At 42.5% G+C, this 20,897-nt stretch carries 17 protein-coding genes and 2 pseudogenes; 7 read left to right on the top strand and 12 right to left on the bottom strand.

Going from position 1 to position 20,897, the window contains the following annotated elements:
• Positions 1–52: 52 nt before the first annotated feature.
• On the bottom strand, positions 53–2,005 hold the full coding sequence (locus V7K15_RS01705) for an ATP-binding cassette domain-containing protein (RefSeq protein ID WP_334902456.1): 1,953 nt from the start codon (positions 2,003–2,005) through the stop codon (positions 53–55).
• 123 nt (positions 2,006–2,128) lie between these two features.
• Positions 2,129–3,499, bottom strand: coding sequence for an HlyD family secretion protein (locus tag V7K15_RS01700; RefSeq protein WP_334902454.1), 1,371 nt, complete (start codon positions 3,497–3,499; stop codon positions 2,129–2,131).
• 122 nt (positions 3,500–3,621) lie between these two features.
• Between V7K15_RS01700 and V7K15_RS01695 the strand changes: the two genes are divergently transcribed.
• Positions 3,622–4,269: a TetR/AcrR family transcriptional regulator gene (locus tag V7K15_RS01695; RefSeq protein WP_334902453.1), complete on the top strand. Its 648-nt coding sequence runs from the start codon at positions 3,622–3,624 to the stop codon at positions 4,267–4,269.
• Positions 4,270–4,412: 143 nt separating this feature from the next.
• Here V7K15_RS01695 and V7K15_RS01690 read toward each other — a convergent pair whose 3' ends face one another.
• Positions 4,413–5,549, bottom strand: coding sequence for a WD40 repeat domain-containing protein (locus V7K15_RS01690; protein WP_334902452.1), 1,137 nt, complete (start codon positions 5,547–5,549; stop codon positions 4,413–4,415).
• A 586-nt stretch (positions 5,550–6,135) separates the two neighbouring features.
• On the opposite strand from V7K15_RS01690, the gene V7K15_RS01685 reads away from it, so the two are divergent.
• The 4 genes and pseudogenes from V7K15_RS01685 (at position 6,136) to V7K15_RS01670 (ending at position 9,999) form a co-directional block, all read left to right on the top strand.
• Positions 6,136–6,288 carry a helix-turn-helix domain-containing protein gene (locus tag V7K15_RS01685; protein WP_334902450.1) on the top strand — a complete coding sequence of 51 codons (153 nt, stop codon included), beginning with the start codon at positions 6,136–6,138 and terminating at the stop codon, positions 6,286–6,288.
• Between the two features lie 30 nt (positions 6,289–6,318).
• Positions 6,319–7,380, top strand: a pseudogene (locus V7K15_RS01680) (RNA-guided endonuclease TnpB family protein).
• Between the two features lie 369 nt (positions 7,381–7,749).
• Positions 7,750–8,730 (top strand): aldo/keto reductase, encoded by a 981-nt coding sequence (locus V7K15_RS01675; protein WP_334902448.1) that lies wholly within the window; start codon positions 7,750–7,752, stop codon positions 8,728–8,730.
• Between the two features lie 267 nt (positions 8,731–8,997).
• Entirely contained in the window at positions 8,998–9,999 is a 1,002-nt protein-coding gene (locus tag V7K15_RS01670) for a hypothetical protein (protein WP_334902447.1), read from the top strand.
• A gap of 70 nt (positions 10,000–10,069) precedes the next feature.
• Here the strand turns inward: V7K15_RS01670 and V7K15_RS01665 are convergent, their stop codons facing one another.
• The 7 genes and pseudogenes from V7K15_RS01665 to V7K15_RS01635 form a co-directional block, all read right to left on the bottom strand.
• The gene (locus tag V7K15_RS01665; RefSeq protein ID WP_334902445.1) at positions 10,070–10,891 is read right to left on the bottom strand and encodes an NADPH-dependent oxidoreductase; all 822 of its coding nucleotides are present in this window, start codon (positions 10,889–10,891) and stop codon (positions 10,070–10,072) included.
• A 113-nt stretch (positions 10,892–11,004) separates the two neighbouring features.
• Complete coding sequence (locus tag V7K15_RS01660; protein WP_334902444.1) at positions 11,005–12,114, bottom strand: sulfonate ABC transporter substrate-binding protein; 1,110 nt, start codon at positions 12,112–12,114, stop codon at positions 11,005–11,007.
• Positions 12,115–12,265: 151 nt separating this feature from the next.
• Positions 12,266–13,027 carry a class II aldolase/adducin family protein gene (locus V7K15_RS01655; protein WP_334902442.1) on the bottom strand — a complete coding sequence of 254 codons (762 nt, stop codon included), beginning with the start codon at positions 13,025–13,027 and terminating at the stop codon, positions 12,266–12,268.
• 343 nt (positions 13,028–13,370) lie between these two features.
• On the bottom strand, positions 13,371–13,580 hold the full coding sequence (locus V7K15_RS01650; RefSeq protein WP_334902440.1) for an RRXRR domain-containing protein: 210 nt from the start codon (positions 13,578–13,580) through the stop codon (positions 13,371–13,373).
• A 315-nt stretch (positions 13,581–13,895) separates the two neighbouring features.
• Positions 13,896–15,578, bottom strand: coding sequence for an RluA family pseudouridine synthase (locus tag V7K15_RS01645; protein ID WP_334902438.1), 1,683 nt, complete (start codon positions 15,576–15,578; stop codon positions 13,896–13,898).
• A 51-nt stretch (positions 15,579–15,629) separates the two neighbouring features.
• Positions 15,630–15,954 (bottom strand): annotated as a pseudogene (locus V7K15_RS01640) (DUF4351 domain-containing protein); the annotation flags it as partial.
• A gap of 99 nt (positions 15,955–16,053) precedes the next feature.
• A complete protein-coding gene (locus tag V7K15_RS01635; protein WP_334902437.1) occupies positions 16,054–16,917 on the bottom strand; it encodes a TauD/TfdA dioxygenase family protein in 864 nt (287 codons plus the stop codon).
• A gap of 583 nt (positions 16,918–17,500) precedes the next feature.
• On the opposite strand from V7K15_RS01635, the gene V7K15_RS01630 reads away from it, so the two are divergent.
• Positions 17,501–17,728 (top strand): hypothetical protein, encoded by a 228-nt coding sequence (locus V7K15_RS01630; protein WP_334902435.1) that lies wholly within the window; start codon positions 17,501–17,503, stop codon positions 17,726–17,728.
• Here the strand turns inward: V7K15_RS01630 and fdhD are convergent.
• A complete protein-coding gene (gene fdhD, locus V7K15_RS01625; RefSeq protein ID WP_334902433.1) occupies positions 17,688–18,515 on the bottom strand; it encodes a formate dehydrogenase accessory sulfurtransferase FdhD in 828 nt (275 codons plus the stop codon). The two genes, V7K15_RS01630 and fdhD, sit on opposite strands and share 41 nt — an antisense overlap.
• 143 nt (positions 18,516–18,658) lie before the next feature.
• Here fdhD and V7K15_RS01620 point away from each other — a divergent pair, with 143 nt between their 5' ends.
• Complete coding sequence (locus V7K15_RS01620; RefSeq protein WP_334902431.1) at positions 18,659–19,840, top strand: serine hydrolase domain-containing protein; 1,182 nt, start codon at positions 18,659–18,661, stop codon at positions 19,838–19,840.
• 33 nt (positions 19,841–19,873) lie between these two features.
• Here the strand turns inward: V7K15_RS01620 and V7K15_RS01615 are convergent, their stop codons facing one another.
• A complete protein-coding gene (locus tag V7K15_RS01615; RefSeq protein ID WP_334902430.1) occupies positions 19,874–20,590 on the bottom strand; it encodes a Uma2 family endonuclease in 717 nt (238 codons plus the stop codon).
• Between the last annotated feature and the right edge of the window lie 307 nt (positions 20,591–20,897).

Here is a 20,897-nt window from a genome sequence, read left to right as displayed (position 1 = left end):
GGGATGGGAATTCAATCTAAAATCCCAAATCTAAAATCTAAAATTTCTACTCCTATCCTTGCGATCGCTGGACAATACCGATAAAAGCATCTTCTAAAGAAAAAGGAATGGGACGCAAAGAATTGATGGTAATTTGATTAGCTTCTAAAAGTTGAGTTAGTTGATTTATCTCCTGTTCAGGATGATCAAGGACAACGTGTAAACTATCAGCAAAAATCGAGACGCGCCACGATTCAAAGTGTTGTTTGAGTATCTTGGAAGCAGCTTGGTTTTGATTAACAATAATTTCTATTAGTTGTCCCGGTTGCGAGGCTTTGACAGAACTTGGCGAACCTTCGATGACGGTTTCTCCTGCAACCATAAAACTCATGCGGTTGCACTGTTCAGCTTCTTCTAAATAGTGCGTTGTGACTAAAATCGCTGTACCGTTGCGGGCAAAGTCGTTAATCAGCTTCCAAAACTGGCGACGCGCTAACGGATCTACTCCCGATGTTGGTTCGTCTAAAAATAAAATATCTGGTTCGTGCATCACGCAAGCACCGAAAGCAACTCGCTGTTTCCAACCTCCCGGTAGCTGTCCAGTAATCATATTTGTTTGTCCTTCTAAGCCGCAAGTAGCAATTACCCAGTCAATTTTTTCTCGTCGGAGTTTGCGGGGTACACCGTAAACTCCGCTATAAAATTCTAGATTTTGCAGAATAGTTAAATCGTCGTAAAGGGTGAATTTTTGACTCATATAACCAATGCGTCGCCGTAAGTCTGCACTCCGCAGATTTCCTGTTTCACCACCCAAGGAAATTTCACCGCCACTGGCTTCTAATAATCCACACAGCATTTTAATTGTGGTAGTTTTGCCAGCACCGTTAGCACCTAACAACCCAAATATTTCGCCGTAGCGGATTTCGACGTTGACATCTTTAACGGCTTGGAATTTACCAAAGATCCGACTCAGATTGTGGGCGTAGATGGCTACTCCTTTAGTCTCCCCCTGTCCTCTTTTGCGAAAACGAGGAAATGGGAAAAATTGCGGTACGGAACCTTGTTGTCGCAGGCGCGTGACAAAGACGTTTTCTAATGTGGGTTCGCCATGCTCGATATTGGGGGAAGGTAACTGATGTTGTTGCAGTAGTTCGCGCACTTGGATTTCGCCAGAATTTATATCTTTGACGAGGACATCCAAGCGATCGCCAAAAGTTTGCACATCTACTATATTTGTTTGGGTAGTCTGGGAAAGTATTTGTTCTGTCGCTTCCAGATTTGCTGTTCGCACTTCTAAGCGATGCAAACCTAAGTTAGCCCGTAAGTCTGCGGGTGTGCCAATTTCATGAATTTGCCCACTGTACATCAAAGCCACGCGGTTACAGCGTTCAGCTTCGTCTAAGTATGGTGTAGCGACTACAATTGTCATCCCCTCGGCTGATAATTCCCCTAGCACATCCCAAAATTCCCGCCGGGAAACTGGATCAACACCTGTGGTAGGTTCATCTAGTAACAAAACTTCTGGTTGAGAAACTAAAGCACAACATAGCGCCAGCTTTTGTTTCATTCCACCAGAAAGTTGTCCCACCAAGCGATCGCTAAATCGCTCTAAATTCATTAATTTTAAATATTTCTTGCGACGTTTTTGTAATAAATCATCTGTTACTTGCCGCAACCCTGCTGCATAACGCAAGTTTTCATCAATGCTCAAATCCAAATACAGCGAAAACTGTTGGGTGAGATAACCTGTGATTAATCGGGCATCTCGTGCAGGTTGATTAAATATTTGTACGTCTCCCGCCGTTGCTTCCATCACACCGCCCAAAATGTGAAAGGTGCTAGTTTTTCCCGCACCATCAGGGCCAATTAATCCAAACATTTCGCCTTTGTTGACACTGAAATCTATTCCCCGTACAGCAGCTAAGTTTCCATAGTGTTTGTGCAAGCCATGAACTTTTATTGCTGTGGTGGGAAGATTAGATGATTGTGGTGGGTTTGGAGTAACAACTGTTGTTTGCTGTTGCATTATTTAGCCTCCTAGCTGGGAAAAGAGAATTGAGGGGGGAAGTTTAAACGCAAAGGGGCGCGGAGGGAAGCGCAGAGGTACGCGGAGAATTTGCGAGGAATTAATGAAATGTTGTATGCTCTCTTAGTTGCTTTCTGCCTTTAGCTTGATTTCGGCATCTGCTGGCATCCCCATTTTGGCACAGGGTAAATCTGATTTAGTATAAGGATTTTCGGGGTTAAAGCAGTTATCAGGGTTTTGGACTTTGATCCGAATTCCTACTACTTGTCTGACTCGATCTTTTTGAAAGTAAATATTCTCTGGTGTAAATGAAGCTTGCGGATCAATCGCAATTACTTTACCTTCTAGTGGTTTACCTGGCGCAGAATCAATCAAGATTTTCGTTGTTTGTCCTAGACGCACTCTGCCAATATCGCCTTCGGGAATAAAACCTCTAAAATACACTGTCTTGGGATCAACAATTGTCAAAATATTAGTCTGACTGCTAACTATTGCACCTGGTTCGACACTACGGGCTGTTACCACTCCATCTAAGGGACTAACTACATTTAAATCTCTTTTGGAGTCTGCAACCTGGGTAAGGATTTGCTGATTTGATGCTTGGGCATCTTTGACTTTGGCACGGGCAGAGTTGACTTTCGCCTGTGCAGATTTAAGTTGAGCATCACTTTGCTGCTGCTTTCTGACTAATGCTGTTAACTGGGCGTTGCGAATCTCAGGATTCAAACCTGTAGTTTTAACTTGAGTTAACGCCCCTGATGTAGCACTTAACTGTTGGCGTTCGGCATTAACTGCTGCCTGTCGTGCTTCTAGGGTTGCGATCGCAGTCTCAAGGGTGGTTTGTGCTTGATCGAATTGTTGTTGATTAATCGCCCCTTCTTTGACTAATTGGGCATAGCGATCGCGGTTGATTTTTGCTAAATTAACTTCTGCTGCTGCCTGTTTAACTTGCGCTTGTGCTTGCACTAATGTGGCTCTGGCTGCTGCTACATTTGCCCGTGCCTGCTCAATTCTACCTTGGGTATCCCCTTGCGATTGCCGAAAATTCAGTTTGGCTTCGTTAATTTGGCTGTTAATTTCTTGAATTTCTCTAGCGACTTGCTCGACATCTGAAATTGCCTGCTGTTCATCATATTTAGCAGATGTCACTCTCGCTTGAGTACCCAGCAGTTGTCCTTGCAGCAATTGATCGTCTGTGTTGTCTAACTTAATTAACTCTTGCCCCTTTTTAACTGCTGCCCCTTCCCGCACGACTATTGACTCAATTCTTCCAGAACGCTTGATCCCAATCTCGGTTTCATAACCCTCAATTCGTCCGCTAACTTGCAGTACATTCACTGATGCTTGTGGTTGACTGCGCCACACAGCGTAGCCAATGCCAACCACCACCAGCACCCCCCCGATCAGTAAAGGAATCGGTTTCTTAGAGCGCTGCGGCTTCGATACTGGGGAATCTTTAAGATTTTCCGGGGATGTCGGGATAGTCTGAGTCATGGTAGCACCCTGGATTGTAAAAAATATTTTGTAAACGAAAATCGAAAATTCGGAATTATTTGTGATCATACTATACAGTCTAGTATGATAAAACAAGAGATACGTCAAAAAATTTACTCTTCATGCCGAAAAACCCTAGTTCGCAACTAGAAAATCCTTTACCTGCGATCACTCCCAAGCAGGAGCAAATCTTGCAAGGAGCTATACGGGTATTTTTGAAGGAGGGTTACGCTAGAACAAGTATGGATCGTGTCAGCGCGTCGGCTGGAGTGTCGAAGCAAACAATATACAGTCACTTTCAAGATAAAGAAGGGCTGTTTAAAGCGTTGATAGAACGGTTGACGATCGCTTGTTTTGAAAGCATTTTTTCCACAGAGAAATTGCACGGCGAACCAGCGATTTTGTTGCGTCAAGTTGCGGAAATTTATTTAACTAAAGTTGCTGATAATCCCGATTATTTAGGATTGTTGCGTTTGATGATCACCGAGTCACAAAACTTTCCTGAACTAGCCAAACTTTATACCCAAACCGTTGTGCAGCGTGGTCGGCAAATGCTGAGTCAGTATTTCGCATCTCATCCAGAATTAGGGATTACCGACCCAGAAGCAATGGCTCACATTTTTTTTGGTTCGTTGGTATCCTACGTGATTCTACAAGAAATTTTGTATGGAAAAGAACTCATGTTTTTATCACGCGATCGCCTGGTAGACAGCTTAATCAACGTGGTCATCAATCAGTCCCTAAATACGGAAATACACCTTTCCAGGTGATTCGTAAAATCTGTTTTTTTGGCGTTTAAATTTCCATCTGTAGGTAATAGCTAATACAGTTATAGCGGTTCCCAACCTAGTGAGGTATATCATAGCCCCCTCTCGAAGAGCGGGGAGGGGGTTGGGGGTGGGGTTCTTGTACCTCACGAGGGACGAGAACCGCTATAGTTAATTTGCCAAATATGTATAATGCTATCCTCATTGCTACTAGCGAGAGTTTTACCATCTGGACTAATAGCAAGCCCTAAAACAGAACTGGAACCATCTTCAAAGGTCTGCAACAGTTTCAAAGTCTCTAAGCTCCACAGTTTAATAGTGCCATCAAAATTGCCGCAGATCAGAATTTTTCCATCGGGGCTGATCACAAGAGAATCAATTGAACTAAAATTGTCAGTAAACTCATGCAGCAGTTTTCCAGTTTGGAGATTCCATAACTTCAGGGTGCTAATTGCCCGATTTCCAGAAACTAGCTGACCAAAACTGCCAGTTACGAGCTTTTTACTATCTGGAGTAATCGCAATAGCATCAACTGGGGTTTTGTGTCCTTTGAGAATATGGCGTGTTTTTTTAGTTGGCAGTGAAATTAGCCTAATTGTATTGTCATCGCCACCCCCAGTACTCACAAGGGTTTGCATATCAGGGCTAAATGCAACTTTACTCACAAATTCTGAATGTGCAGTAATAGTATCAAGCAGCTTAAGTTTCTGTAAATCCCAAAGCTTGATTGTGTGGTCATCACTGCCACTAGCAATCAATCTACCATCTGAACTAATAGCAACGGTTTCTACTGGCTGGGTATGTCCACTTTCGATGTTAAGCGTAAGCATTAATTGAGTGCGTAAATCCCAAACCTTCATTGTTGGGTTAGTTATTCCACCACTTACAATCCTCTTACCATCTGGACTAATCGCAATTGAAGTAACACCATCTGAATGAGCATCTAAACTCTGCAACAATTTCCCAGTACGTAGATTCCACACCTTAATTGTATCATCTCTACCTCCACTAATCAGAGTTTGCCCATCGGGGCTAATCACAACTGCTGAAACACCAAAAGTCACTTTTTTATGCCCAGTCAGTGTGTGAACAAGTTGAAGATGTGATTGGGACTGAGTAATTGTACTTCTAACAATGGGAGGATTTGAACTGGAAGAATGTACATCAATGACAATGACAGTGATGTTTACTGCAATCGCTAAGGCTGTAATAGCTGGTTTGGATTTGAGAAAATTCAATAATTTCATGGCGGTGAGGAACACAATTATTAATAGTGTTCCCATTTAATCGGGTGCGATGCCTACGGCGGGCGGGTACGCGATCGCACGACATCTAAGCTCGACTTTATCCATTTTTTTGGCAACGCGCTCACCTAAGCTGAAACCTCTATGGGACGGTTGTTTTACTTTTTGAACTTCATCGATAATCTGTGACGTGGAAAAAGTATTTGCTAAAAAACCAGGGTTTTTGCCGGATAAAGAAAAATTAGTTGCTCATTTTGGATAAAGTCGAGCTAAGAGGATGTTTAAAAAGTCGTAAAGTATACTAGAAACCCCGCTTCCATTCCTCTCTCCGTTGGCATCAGCCTGCCGTTAGGCAAGCAAAGAGAGGCTTTGAAACCCCCATTCCCTCTCTTCTCTACGAGAGGCTTCGCCAACGAGACGCTGCGCGAATGTAGGCAAGGGGGGCTAGGGGGGTTAGGTTTCTGATGCTTAGATGTTACCAAAAATACTTTTCAAATATCCTCTGATAAGACAAGATTTTTGATATTTCAAGCCGCACACTCGTGACTTCCAGTCATGAGTTAGGCGCTCTCTCTTAAGTAGGACTTTGTGTTAAGATTGAAAGATATTCAGCAAATTCAATAAATTGTCATCCATCCAAAAAGCATTTAAAGTTACTCTCATCCTCACACATAATCAAGAAGTCTTAATCAATAAGACGATTGGTTGTGCCAGATATGTGTACAACTGCTTTTTGGTGCTCAAGAAAGAGTTATATGCAAGCGAGGGAAAAACCTGAAACTACAACGCTTGTAGTCAACAGCTAACTATACTCAAGAAAGAAATTGAATGGTTGAAAGAAGTAGATAAGTTTGCCTTACAGAATTCACTCAAGAATTTAGAGACAGCATACAAAAACTTTTTTGCTGACTTAAAGAAGATCAAAGGGAAGAAGGGTGTAGGTTTTCCTAAATTTAAAAATAAGCATGGGTGTAAACAGTCTTACAAAACTAACCTTACTAACAATAATATTCAGATAATAGAGAATCGGTTAAAGCTTCCGAAGTTAGGGTGGGTAAAGTTTCACAAGTCGCAAGACATTACCGGAAAGCTTGTAAACGTTACAATAACTCGGACTTCTTCTGGTAAATATATTGCTAGTATACTGTGTGAAACTGAGATAGAGAAATATCCCCAGGTAACACAGAATATTGCCTTGGATTTGGGAATTAAGTCCTATCTCGTTACTAGTAACGGTGAAGTTGTAGATAATCCAAAGTATTACAGAACCAAGAAAAGGAAGTTACGCAAGGCACATAAGAAACTATCCTGAAGTGTAAAAGGTAGTAGTAACCGAGTCAAAGCGAAAATCAAGCTGGCTCGTGTGTGCGTTCGGATTACGAATTTGAGAGATGACTTTCTGCACAAGCTGTCAACTCGGTTAATCAAAGAAAACAGCATTATCTGTGTCGTTCGCGGAGCGTGTCGTAGACAGGGTTTGCGAGTTGCCAACATGGTAAAAAATCACAAATTAGCTTTGAGTATTTCAGATGCTAGTTGGACTAAGTTCGTTACCATGTTGGAATATAAAGCTTTGTGGCATGACAGAATTGTGCAGAAAGTTGGTACATTTTATCCATCATCTCAGACTTGTAACTGCTGTGGTTTTGTAAACCCATTAGTTAAAGATTTAAGGCTGCGTGAATGGTCTTGTCCCAGTTGTGATAATCACAACTTCAGAGACCTAAACGCAAGTTTAAATATTCTGAGTGAGGGGTTAAGATTAATAGCCACCGTGGGTATCCCGGAGGCTCTAAACGCCTGTGAAGAACTTGTAAGTCCTGAATCTTTTCAGGCAGAGATCGTTGAAGCAGGAATCACGCGACTTTGAGTCGTGTGAGGTTCAAAAGAAAGGTAATTTGCTTATCGCCACACCCATCGAATTCCGTCGAGTTGAGTCTGTTCCAGAACCCTCCGTCACATTAGGGTTGCTGGCTTTGGGAATTTTGAGTACAAAAAACGTAATTTCAGACAACCTAAAACAGAAATCAAAAAAGAATAAAACCTCTGTTTGATGTTAGCGATTTATGCGACAATCCTCTTCGCGCAATGGCGTACCCGCAAAATATTGACTTTTAAATTTTTCAACCCACTTATATCAGTAAATACCTCTAAGAATAGATGACTTGATGATCGGGAAAGGGATAATACTAAAAGACCTAATATTCTTAAGACCAATTACTGACTAGGAAATTATTTTATGAGAACCAGAAAGCTAGGCAAACTTGGGTTGGAAGTTTCAACTATCGGACTTGGTTGCATGGGAATGTCTGAGTTCTATAGTGGTCGTGATGAAATTGAGGCGATCGCTACAATTCATCGAGCATTAGAACTTGGGGTTAATTTCCTTGATACTGCTGATATGTATGGGCCGTTTACTAATGAGCAACTAGTAGGCAGAGCTATTAAAGATCGCCGAGATCAAGTAGTGTTAGCAACCAAATTTGGCAATGTCCGCACTGAAGATGGTGGTTGGAAAGGGATTAGTGGCAGACCAGAATATGTCCAGACAGCTTGCGATGCTTCGCTAAAACGTCTGGGAGTTGAAGTGATTGACCTCTATTATCAACACCGTGTAGATCCAACCGTACCCATCGAAGATACTGTCGGGGCAATGGCAGAGTTAGTCAAGCTTGGTAAAGTCCGCTATCTAGGACTCTCCGAAGCTGCCCCCGCTACAATTCGACGGGCGCAAGCTACTCATCCGATTAGCGCACTACAAACAGAGTATTCTTTGTGGACTCGCGATCCAGAGGATGAAATTCTACCTACTGTGCGGGAATTAGGAATTGGATTTGTTCCCTATAGCCCATTAGGAAGAGGGTTTTTATCAGGTGCAATCACCAGCCCTGATGATCTTGCAGCCGATGACTATCGAAGAAATTCTCCTCGCTTTCAAGGTGAAAATTTCTATAAGAACCTGGAATTAGTAGAGCAAGTCAAGGCAATTGCTACCGAAAAAGGAGTAACTTCTAGTCAGCTAGCACTAGCATGGCTTTTGGCTCAAGGAGAAGATATTGTGCCAATTCCTGGTACAAAACGCCGTACTTATTTGGAGGAGAATATTGCCGCTACCGAAATTACCCTGACTGAACAAGAGTTGAATCGACTTGAAGCAGTTGCACCAAAAGATGTGGCAGCAGGCGATCGCTACCCTGACATGAGTACTGTTAACCGTTGATCGATCTCAGTGGTGGAGTATTTTTTTTGATTCTGCTTTTGATCAGCGTAGGCATCGCTCCCCTACTTTACTCGCTTGAATGGGGGCGATACTTGCGGTGGGCATTTAGAGTATAACTAGAAACAATAATTTCTAGTAATTCATCTGTAATTGCAGTTTGGGGTTTTTGCTGAAATTGACCAATAAAACTTTTAGTATGAATTCATACTAAAATATATTGTTTTATCACCTTGCTGCTGCATCAAATCCTAGCTAAATTGAAATTTTATGAATAGTCCCTTCCCCTTAGACCTTCCCCAAAGCGCCTTAGAGCCACTGTTAGCATTGCGAGATTACTACGCACCCAAAGTTGAAAAGTACGAAAAACTATATACCCAAGCCAAAGCCAATCTGACTCACGTAGAAGCTTTGTTATCTAACTGGTCTTTGGCCTCGGAGGTAGCCGACGAAGAATTCACCCCTCAAAAAGAAGAAAATTCGTTATTATTTCTCACTGATAACTCTGATATTAAACTGGAAGAACCTAGCCCTCTTGAACTCTTGCAATGGGATGATTCCAAGTCGGGAGAATTTGACGCAGCTACAGATACTCTGGAATTACTAGAGCCGCCCATATTACCACTTATAGAAACAGAAAGATCAACTCAACAGCGATCGCTATATGGGGTAGAGATTCCCATGTTGCCAGAGTATCAATCTTTAAGTCGCGCCGATGCGATTGAACGGCTGTTGGCAAAACAGATCGGCACAATTGTTCACATAGACGTTATCGTGCGATCGCTCTATGGAGAGCTAAAGCCAGATATCTTCAAACTAGTTAAAGGTCGAGTTCAATCTTCACTTACCCAGAGTAGACAAACCCATAATTGGTCATCTGTTAAAGGGAAGCCTGGGTATTATACTCTAGATTCACGTTTGCTTACCTCTAATCAAACTAAGAATTACTTTGGGCAAAACAAGCACAAAAATCCCCAATCTTTTCGGGAAACAATACCTCCAAAAGTACCAAAACTTGAACCATTTGAAAAGCTAATTTTGATTGATGCCATTTCCGATTTTTTAGAACAAAATTCTTCAAAAGTTTTCAGTATTAATGAAATCATTGAAGGGATTTATGGAAAACTTGATGAAGATGAACTTAAACAGGTAAAAGGCGGGGTGCAGAAGGAATTATCGCGGGGTTATCGTACAGGGCGATTCTCTAGAGTTCCCAATAAAATCGGTTTTTATACCTGGAACTACGACTTAATCAAGAAATCAAACGAGTGAAGCGATCGCATCTCCATCTCACAATTAGTTTAATCTTGGTGCGATCGCCTGTGAATTCAGTAAATTATTCTCATAGCAATTTGAAGCCGAGATGATTGAGAACTTCACGCAAGCGATCGCGCCCTTTCAATGACTCAACAGTTGCGATCCGTTGGGCTGAGTGTTCTGACCAATCGCCAGCAACATCCATCTTTTGTTCAGTATAGAATTCTTTCATGATGTCATTGTAGTGAGCGATCGCTTCTTCTTGTTCTACCAATTTATAGGTTTCACGGTGCAATATCGCTGACTGGGGCAACCTTGGCTTAATCGCTGCTTCTACCTCAGAATTCGGATAACCCACACATAACCCAAATACAGCATACACAGAGGAGGGCAAATTCAATATCTCTGCTACCTCTTGTGGGTGGTTGCGAATTCCACCGATATATACTGTTCCCAAACCGAGTGACTCAGCTGCAACTACTGCGTTTTGCGCCGCTAACGTTGCATCGATTGTTGCTGTCACAAACATTTCCAAATATTCCAGCGCATCATCAGATATGCCGCGACTCTCAGCAACGTAGCTTAGACGGGCTAAGTCTGCTAACCAAACCAAGAATAAAGGTACTTGCTTAATATGTGCTTGATTTCCGGCTAATTTGGATAACTCCTCTTTGCGCTGTTGATCTTCGACTGCTACCACACTCCAGGTTTGCAAATTAGAAGAAGTAGATGCAGATTGCGCGGCTGCGATTAGTAACTCCAGAGTTCCCTGTGGTAGAGGATCAGCGAGATAAGATCGGATTGAACGGTGAGATAATAATGCTGTCAGCGAATCATTCCATTCAATTTCGGGACTGAAGGGAATTTCACCGTAGCGCGATCGCAGTAGTTCTATAGGATTAGTCATAATCAATTTCCAGATTCACATTTCAAAAATTGTCAGATGTTTTATTACTAACACTAATTCCATCTGTAGGGGCATAGGGATATATGCCCTTACAGCCAATTCACTGTACTAGGTTAAGTTTTTGGTGAAAATGCCGCATATTCTTCTTTTGTCAACACTGCATCCTTCACATTTACCTGCTTGGGAATTAACTTCAATTTATAATATGTATCTGCAACACCTTGTTGTAGATTTATCAGATTGTCGTCAACTGGTACAATCCCAAAAGTCCGTCTACTAGTTGCTTTCGTCATCGTTTCTAGATCAATTCCTAACACAGGTGCTAGAGTTTTTGCTACTTCTTCTCGATTCTGTTGAGACCATTTCTCTACATTTTGAATTTCCTCCACTATTGCCTTGACAGTTTGCGTATTTTCAGTGACAAATTTGCGGCTCATCAAATAATATCCTCCCTGTTTATTAATTCCTGTGCCATCAATCAGGACTCTGGCTTTAGTTGCCTGTTGAGCTGCTGCATAGAAGGGGTCCCAAATTACCCATGCATCTACACTACCCTTGACAAATGCAGCGCGGGCATCAGCTGGAGTTAAATATTTAGGTTCAATGTCAGTATATTTCAATCCAGCTTTTTCTAAAGCTTGGACTAATAATAAGTGGGCACTAGACCCTTTTTGAAAGGCAACTTTTTTGCCTTTTAGGTCAGTAACTTTTTGAATCGAGGAATTTTGGGGAACAAGAATTGCTGAACTAGCAGGACTAACAGCAATACCAACAACGTAAGTTAGTGATGCTCCTGCTGCTTGGGCAAATATTGGCGGTGATTCTCCTACAGCGCCGATATCAATACTACCTACATTCATGGCTTCTAGTAATTGTGGCCCCGCTTGAAATTCAGCCCACTGTACAGTGATACCTTCTGGTGCAAAACGCTTTTCTAAAACACCCTTAGTTCTCAGCAAAATATTCTGTTTCTGATAGCCAAATCTGACTACTGTGGCTTTACTGGAAGCAGAATTTCCAACAGATATGGCACTGGGATTAGGGGTAGGTGTAGATGAACAGGCAGCAAATAGCAAGCTCAGACAAAGACCTGTAACAAAAGCCCCCACTATTGGCAAAGGAGGAAAAAAGAAGAATTTATATTGGTTGTTAAAGGGGATATTCCTCAACTTGATCAAGGATATCCACTTGGCAATGAAACGGCGGAAGATTAGGTTAATCATCAAAATGATTTCTCTGAACTATATCAATACTATAAACTTATAGGTTTACCGGAGTATATAAATCAATTCAGGGAAATTTGATCTAAAGTAGCGGGAAGTGGTGTAAATTAATACTTCCGCGCCTATTGTTGCAGTGCCAAGAAACACATCACTAATTCAGCAAATCAGGTTCTTCGCGCACAATCCTGTCGTAAAGTGGCTGGAAGCTGAACCACCCAGTTGTATGTGACCCCACTTGAGTTTGTGTTAAACGGGCTGTTTCGTGTTTGATAGTAGTCGGTCTACCCGCAGCTTCTGCCAGCAGTTGGGCTTGGCACGATCGCTCTAAGCTAATGTACCAAAAGGCAGCTTCATCTACTGTATGTCCCACAGTTAAAATGCTATGATTACGTAGGATTATCGCTTTCTTTGGCCCTAAGGCTTGCGCCAGTCGCTGACCTTCAGAAGTTTCTAAAACAACACCTGTAAAATCGTCAAATAGCGCATGGTCTTCGTAAAAAGCACAGGAATCTTGAGTTAAGGGGTCAAGCAGACGACCTAAGCTAGACCAAGCTTTACCATAAAGTGAATGGGCGTGAGCCGCCGCGATCACATCAGGCCGAGCTTCATGAAGCTGAGAATGGATGGCGAAAGCGGCTCGATTTACTTGAGCATCACCTTTAACCACTTCACCTTCTTTGTTAACCAAGATCAGGTCAGAAACTCGGATGTGACCGAAGTATGTCCCGAAGGGATTGACCCAGAAATGGTCTGTAAACTCCGGATCACGAGCCGTAATATGGCCTGCGATTCCCTCACTGAACCCAAACTTACCAAACAGGCGAAAGGCAGCAGCTAGGCGTTGCTTACGGTGCAGGCGTTCGTCTTCAACTCGCTCGAATACAGGGGGTTGTGGTCTATCGTACTTGGACATGTTCTTTTTCCTCTTCGTCTTTACAGGGAGCGTTGGAATATCCAGAGCCAAAGGATTTGACGCTGTGAAATTCTCTGATGAATGGGTGAGGTAAGACGCAACCAGTATCATTACCCAGAAGATAGATACAGATGCGCTCTGGGATGTGGTTTTGACGGCGTGAATATCACCATCTGGGGGTAACAGGCGCTAGATATCACCTGCTTGAAGCGATGCCTACGGCTGGCTATGCCGAAGCACTTCAGTTACTTGTTAATTGTGCGTGTCCTTCGGCATCGCTGTTATCTACACGGCGATAGACTGTTTCTTCTTGATTGCAAGTAATTCGTAGTTAAGAATTCAATTATGAATTACGAATTATTTTAATGCCAGGGTGAATCTTGAAGCCAAGTTGCTCAAGTTTTAGATGAGAAAGGGACTCCTTCAGAATGATCGTAAAGGGATATCGCTGGAATACGGTAGCTTTACCTTGTGACAATAGCAGCCTAGCATGGCTGATGCGTACTGGATACAACGGTTGTTGGTTGGCATCGAGAATTAATACTTTCCTCATGCGTGATATTCCTTACGAATAAAGTTGTTAAGGGACTACCAAAAAATCAATCATCCAATCTTGCTCTAAGGAATTTCCAAAAATAAATTATTCAATCTTGTGGGGTATTTTTTTATGGGGAAGTCTCTTAGCTGTGATCTTAATTCCTGAAAATACGGTAAATCGGTCGGATATACGTTTATTTACTACAAGCAGAAATTATCACATACAAATTTAAATAGCAATAGGCTTGCTGTTATGGGAGACAAAGGGCAGCTTTAGCTCTTTGGGGTTCTTGGGGTTTAATAAGTAGTCAAGCGGACATGATATGATGCGTCAAAAGGGCGTAATCGCTTGTAAATGCAGCGTTTTTTCTAACTGCGGATGCTGGAAGCGAAGTTCTCTGGCGTGCAGATGTAACCGACTGGTAACTGCACAGCATCCATAAAGGCGATCGCCTAAAATAGTTACTCCAAGTCCTCGCGGATCAGCTGCATGAACCCTCAACTGATGAGTGCGTCCTGTTAACGGCGTAAATTCTACGCGGGTGTAGTTTCCTTCTCTGGCTATAACCTGGAAGTGTGTCAAGCTAGGTTTACCGTGCTGCCAATCAACTTTTTGCTCAGGGCGATTTTCCGGATCTCCCCACAGTGGTAGTTCAATCACACCTTGCTCAACTGTCACAGCACCGGAAAGGATAGCTTCATAAACCTTGTGAATCTGGCGTTGCTGAAACTGCTGGCTAAGTTGGCGATGGGTTTGGCGATCGCGTGCCAACAACAGAATACCAGAAGTTTCCTGATCTAGACGATGCACAGATACAAGTGCCATGCCATCAGCTAAGAGATGACGTAAGCGACTCAAAACACTATCTTGGCGATCGCGATAACGGCCAGGCACCGAAAGTAGCCCAGTCGGTTTGTTTACAGCAATCAGCCATTCGTCTTCATAAATAATCGGGATCTCTGTTTTGGTAGGGAAAAGTGGGCTAGTTGTATAAAAATCCCTATTAGGGATTGAAATAGGTTTCAAACCTGAGAGCAAAAACCCCATCAATGGCTGACATCGTTCGGCACATGCTCCATAAAATTCTCCCGGAATTTTATCCTGATTTACAGAAGACGCACCCCACCAAAATTCTGCCATTGCCAGTGGTTTGAGATTATGTGTTGCGGCATAATGGAGCAGCTTTGGGGCACAACAGTCTCCTGTGCCAGTGGGAGAGCCTCCTGGCATCAATTCTTGCAATGATTGCGATCGCCCGGAAAAATTAGTCAGGCTGTAGCTAGCGTGCATCTGAGCTTGTAATTGACGGGAGAGTGCTTTACGCTGTTGTTTAAGTTCGCTAATTCGCGCATCCGTGGCTGCAATTAACTTTTCAAAGGGCTGTAATACCGCATTTTGCTGGCGTTTAAGTTGTCGTCGCTCAATTCCCTGCTGACGACTTTCTGCGTCGAGTTGTTCCAGGGCAATAGTCAGTGCTTCTGAAGTGAGTGTATTGCAGATTTGCTGACGTTTTTCCTGTCGTTGATGTTTGCAATGGTGATGGCGATCGCTCATTGCTTGCAACTGTTGCTCAAACTGATCAAACAGGGTTTGGTACTGCTGGCGATCGCTCAGTTGCTTCAAGGTAAAGAGTTCTTGCTTAATCGCGTCCAATTGTGCCAAAGTGCGGGCTTCCTCTAAAGCAACTTCCTCTCGTCCGGGAATTGGCGGCACCCAGCCCTCAACCACACTGCAACCATTCAAAAGACCGGAGAAGGCTTTGAGTACCCGTTGTTCGCCATTTGGCAGTTCAACCAATAGTATCCCATACATTTTGCCTTCACGAGAATAACAGTCATTGTTAGCAAAGTATTGCATTAAACTGTGAGCGATCGCTTCTGACATTGAGGTGCGGGGTAATTTTAAGCGAGCGCCACTTTGCAAACAACGCCCTTCGTACCAATAGCTATAAGATAAGTCGCTAAGAGCAAAATCGCTGTCAATAAAATCTGAAAGTGGGTGCAGAACTACCATACAAAGTCTGATTGCAAATCTGAGACTAAGGCTTGGTTTAGGGCTATTTAATCATCGCGTTTCTAGCCAAGCCTGTAAATCAGCGATACTGGTAAAATCTAACAGTGCTTCACTCAAATCTTCGAGAACAGGTAGAGTTAGACTGGAAATGTGCGATCGCATTTCAAGAGAAACTTCTCCAAATCGCTTAGTTAGCAGTCGAATTACAAGATTAGCAGCCTCTTGCTGTCGTCCCTATTCTCGTCCCTCTTCCTTAATTTCCCTATAAACTCGCGTTTCCTTGATGTTCAAACTTGTACACCATTATTGTTGTCAATATCTCTATTATGGCGATACTTGATGAAGATGGTAGTTCTTGACGGATTTTTGTTAACAAAACAAGAAATTGAAAATGGTCGAAGCTAACCAACAACTTCTACGCCAGTCTAAAACTTCCTCTAATTTTTCACCAAATTTCTGTTGAGAAATTCTCGGACTATGTGTTATTGACGACTCCAACCCGTAGGGCAATCCGCTTATACTTTTTTGCATCATAGGGTAGACCTGTATGCATGACTTGGGAGTTATCCCAAAACACAATATCTCCAGGTTGCCAAATATGGGCATAAATTGGGGTAGAGTCGATAATTCTGGCAAATAAATCTTGCCAATACTGTTTAGCTTCTTCGGGCTTCTCTTCTAGCCCCTTGAGAATTGAACTGTCTGATCCCAAATATAGACAATAATGCCCAGTTACTTTGTGAGTAGAGACAATGGGATGTAATTTTCTGGGAATCTCCACGCCTGGTTGTGGGGACATAGCCGCCAAGTGATACATCCACAATGGCTGTAATTGCTGCTGATGTTGGTGATCAAGATTCTGGTAAGCTTCTACCATATCAAGAAAATTGGTGGTGTGAGGCTGTCCATCTATTCCTTCGCTAGGGATTTCCACGCCATAAAGCATTACCACATAGAGGCTATTCATATCCAGTCCCTCAGTTTTCGGGAGGTGGTCCTTGTCGTGATGCCATTGCCAAGCAATTTTGCCTACGACCTCTTGAGAAAGACCCTTGGGATTACCTAAAATGGAGACTCCAGAACTTTGTAAGTCTGGATTGATTTTGGGATCTAGAGGCTTGGGGCGATAACCCAGGGTTGAATCACCGAACGTATATATGGCAAACTCCTTTAACTGTGATGCCGTCAGTTTTTGCTTTCTGACAACAATAACTCCGTGTTCCCAAAGAGATTGCTTCAATTCCTGAATTTGTTGCTGTGTCAAGTCTGCAAGATTACAATCTTGTAGCACTTCCTTACCCAGTCTTGAATGCTGCTGTCTGGTCAACAATTTATTCACTCTAGAATCCATTTTTACTAGATAATATTAGAGCCGAAGTAGTTTCTCATCAGGTGAACTAAGGAGTTTTAAAAGTTCACCTCAGAAATTAATTGTATAAAAAATTATAAAGGAAAAACGTCTAAAAATTCATTACCGTTAATCACAGTTGTCCAATGTTGATACTTACCGGGGGCATCTTTTTCTCGGGGATCTGCTTTTACCAAAGGCATGAACTCATTATAATCAGTAAACCAAAAAGTTTTTTAGAAGCAAAACCCAAGCAAACATTTCAGCCAAAGCCAGGGATATCACAAAACAACGTTTTTTTGAGCATTTCAGACGATACCCTTAGCTATCTTTAAGCGTAGGCGTAGCCCGTCGTAGACATCGCTCTAAGATACCTTTAAAACCAATGGTGAATACTCCTGATTCACGATGGCTGAAACACTTATTTTTACGTTGATTTTTAAAAGTTTGTGGTTTACTGATAATGTTCGTTGGAACTAGCTCCAACCATACATCCAGCTGACCAGCCTTTCACTGGCTGATCGGGATGCTCGCCCTCTGGATTATCAGTTGTATGTATGTTGATCTACGTGACATGACTCGGACCTGTTCGCGCTTGCGTCTCCCCTTGGGAGAAGGTGCGGAGCTTCTAGAATCACTTCAAAAACAGGAGAAGCGGGAACGCCCAATAGAAATGTTACAGTCAGTCCAAAATCAACTGACAACTGATACTGCTAGTGGCTACACCGGAGGGCTTGCCAAAGGTATGGCACAATGTGTTCTTAAGCAGCGTTTATTCTTTGCAAACCAGTGTAAATATTGAACCGTTCTCCGCGCAGGAATCCAATTAAGGTAATCCCGAATTCCTTGGCGACAGACACCGCCAAACTACTGGGAGCGGAAACAGAACAGACAATGGGAACTCCAGCAGTTGTAGACTTTTGCAAAATCTCAAAACTAGAGCGTCCGCTAACCAGGACAATACAATTATTTAAAGGTAACTCGTTACTGAGCAAAGCTGTACCAATCAATTTATCCAAAGCATTGTGTCGCCCAACATCCTCCCACAGGTTTAACAATTTTCCTTGAGCATCGAAGGTAGCCGCAGCGTGTAAACCCCCTGTAGCAGTGAAGATACCTTGAGCAGGGCGGAGCTTCTCTGGTAAGCTGTAGATGATCTCAGGTGTTACCGTTGGCCCAGCAGGAATCACTGGACATCCCCGCAAACGCAAAGCCTCAAGGCTAGCTTTACCACACACCCCACAGGCGCTGCTAGTGTAGAAATGACGCTCCAAAGGTTGTAAGTCGGGAATCAACCCATCCCGGAGTTCTACATTTACGATGTTATGGCGTTGCTCACCATCTACGCAGTAGCTGATACGTCGGATATCTTCCCTGCGGCTAACGACTCCTTCACTGTAGAGGAAACCAGCCGCTAGTTCAAAATCTGCCCCTGGCGTTCGCATGGTTACAGCTACCGTTTTCTGAAGAGGAACAAGACGAATTTCCAAAGGTTCCTCAGTAGTGAGATGATCTAAACGGGGCCGTACTTGACCTTTTTCCATTACCCAAACAGTGGCTTTGGTTTTGCTTTTATTTGGCATTATCATATTTTTGAGAGTTGGTGAATTGAAATTTTGATACTAATCTGGAAACAGAGTAATGCTATTTGTATATTAGATGTCTTTTTGATGCTCACCAACTACTTTGTGCTGTTGAGCTAGTTCGGCTAGGTTTCTGTTTAGGAAGTAAAATGAACCTAAAACTTTTGGCTTTCAGCAAAATTTTATTTGCAATAGTCTTTGTGATTTCCCTTGGTTTTGCAGGATACCTAGTGGGTGATAACATTAGTCAGCGAGTAATTGAAAAATCTCTTGCAAAACAAGTCATGTCTACCTCCACTGTAGGAAAAAGTTCTCAACTACAGAGACTTTTAAATGAGATAGTTGTAGAACAAAAAATTCCTGGTGCAGTCATGTATATTACTACACCTAAAGGTGATTGGCTGGGAGCATCTGGTGTGAATAACTTATCAACTAAAGCCCGCATGAAACCCACAGATGGCTTTGCCATTGCCAGTATGAGTAAAACTTTTATGGCGGTGGTTGTGCTGAAATTAGTGGAACAAGGGAAGATAGAATTAGATCAGGCGATCGCTACCTATCTACCAACAGACATCAGTCCTCATATTGTCAACAGCGACAGAATTACAGTTCGTCAACTGCTCAACCATACCAGTGGGATTGCGGAATACCTAGAAACAAAAGAGTTTATTCAAGCTACAGCGAAAAGAAGTCGCTCACAGCCTTGGACAGCCAGAGAAGCTATTCCGTATATGTACCCAGAAGAACCGCGTGCAAATCCCGGAGAAAAATTTATTTATACTGATGGCAACTACATTCTATTGGAACTGATTGTTGAAAATATAACTAAAGGAACTCTCGCACAAGCAATCCGCAGTCAGATTTTAAAACCATTAGGATTAAAACATACCTTTACGGAACTGCGGGAACCGACAATTGGAGAAGTCGCTACAGGTTATGGCGATCGCAATAAGGATGGTAAGCTAGATAGCTACGCAAAAGTCAATGATGGCAATGGTTTAGGAGATGGTGGCTTGGTTTCAACAGCAGAGGATTTAGCCAAGTTCGCCAAAGCGTTATTTGCCAAAAAAACCTTACTTTCTCCGAAGATGCTCAAAGAAATGCTGAAATTTAAAGATAATGGCGAAGGTTATAGCTATGGGTTGGGTGTAGAACGGTTTTCATCTCCTTTGGCAAAAGCAATTGGGCATAGTGGTACAGCTTATGGCTTCGTAACATTGCTTGCATATTTACCTAATCAAAATACTACCATAATAGTGCTGTTAAATAATCAAGATGTTGATATTAAATCAGTAGCTAGGACAAGTCTAGATGTTGTCGAGAATAAATGATCCTAATTTGTAATTATGCTTGTGGGGCTGACATTATTGTGATAAATTTTCTGGGTCAATGTTCAGTTCTCGCAATTTGGCTGCTAGGCGTTCAGCGCGTTGTCGTTCTTGTTCAGCGCGTTGTCGTTCTTGTTCGGCGTGATTCGCTTCCCACTGTGCAATTTCTTCAGGTGTAGGCATTAACTGTCCTTCCGCATTGAAATAGCGTAATTGATTTTCATGAACGCCCAAGTAGAAACTTAGCTGCTGACTCCATAACAATCCTTGTGGGTTGGGTTCTATAGGTTGATACGTACCACCCAACAAAATAAACCCAGCAAATTCGAGATTCTTGGGGTCAAACCAAAAATATTCAGGAGTGCGAAAGATATCTTGGTAAATTTGTTTTTTTAAGCCCTTGTCAATCGCTGCGGTTGACTTTGAAAGCAGTTCTATAATCAAATTTGGATATTTGCCGTCTTCTTCCCAAACAACCCAACTATCACGGGGTTTGCGTTCAGTATCTAAAACGACAAAGAAATCTGGCCCCCGAAAGTCTTGGGATTTACGCTGGCGTGGACTGTAATAAATGCTAAGATTGCCGGCAGCAAAAAAGTCGTTGTGGTCCCGCCACCACCAATCAATGCATTTTATCAATAGCAGCATTTGCTGCAAATGTAGGTATGTTTCCAATGGTGGCTCATTACTTTCTAAATCCCCTGGTGGAAATATAACATCTTCTGGGGTTTCAAAATCTTTGGCGACAGACATGGCTGCAAGTTTTGGAGTAATATTAAGTCGAGCGTAGCAGTCAGAAAGCGTTAATATTAGGTTTGCTTTTGTAGGCGTACTACTGCATTATAATCAGGAACTCCTTGGAGCGATCGCTTACAGTCACAGACGTTACTTAAAGTTTTAGCTTTTATTTTTGCTCTCATATACATCAAAGCAGGCATTTTTGTAACTAGCAGCTTAAGCTATCTATCTCTGTCTTATGTAGTGAGTCCTATTCATACCCTAAGTAGTGTTATCTATCTCCATTTGTTTGTTAAGTTGTATGAAGCTACTGAAAGCAAAT

Origin of the sequence: Nostoc sp. (assembly GCF_036919815.1) — a bacterium.
Taxonomy (GTDB): Bacteria; Cyanobacteriota; Cyanobacteriia; order Cyanobacteriales; family Nostocaceae; genus Nostoc.
The sequence above is the reverse complement of the archived record's forward strand: the minus strand, read 5'-3'. Positions and strand labels throughout refer to the sequence as shown.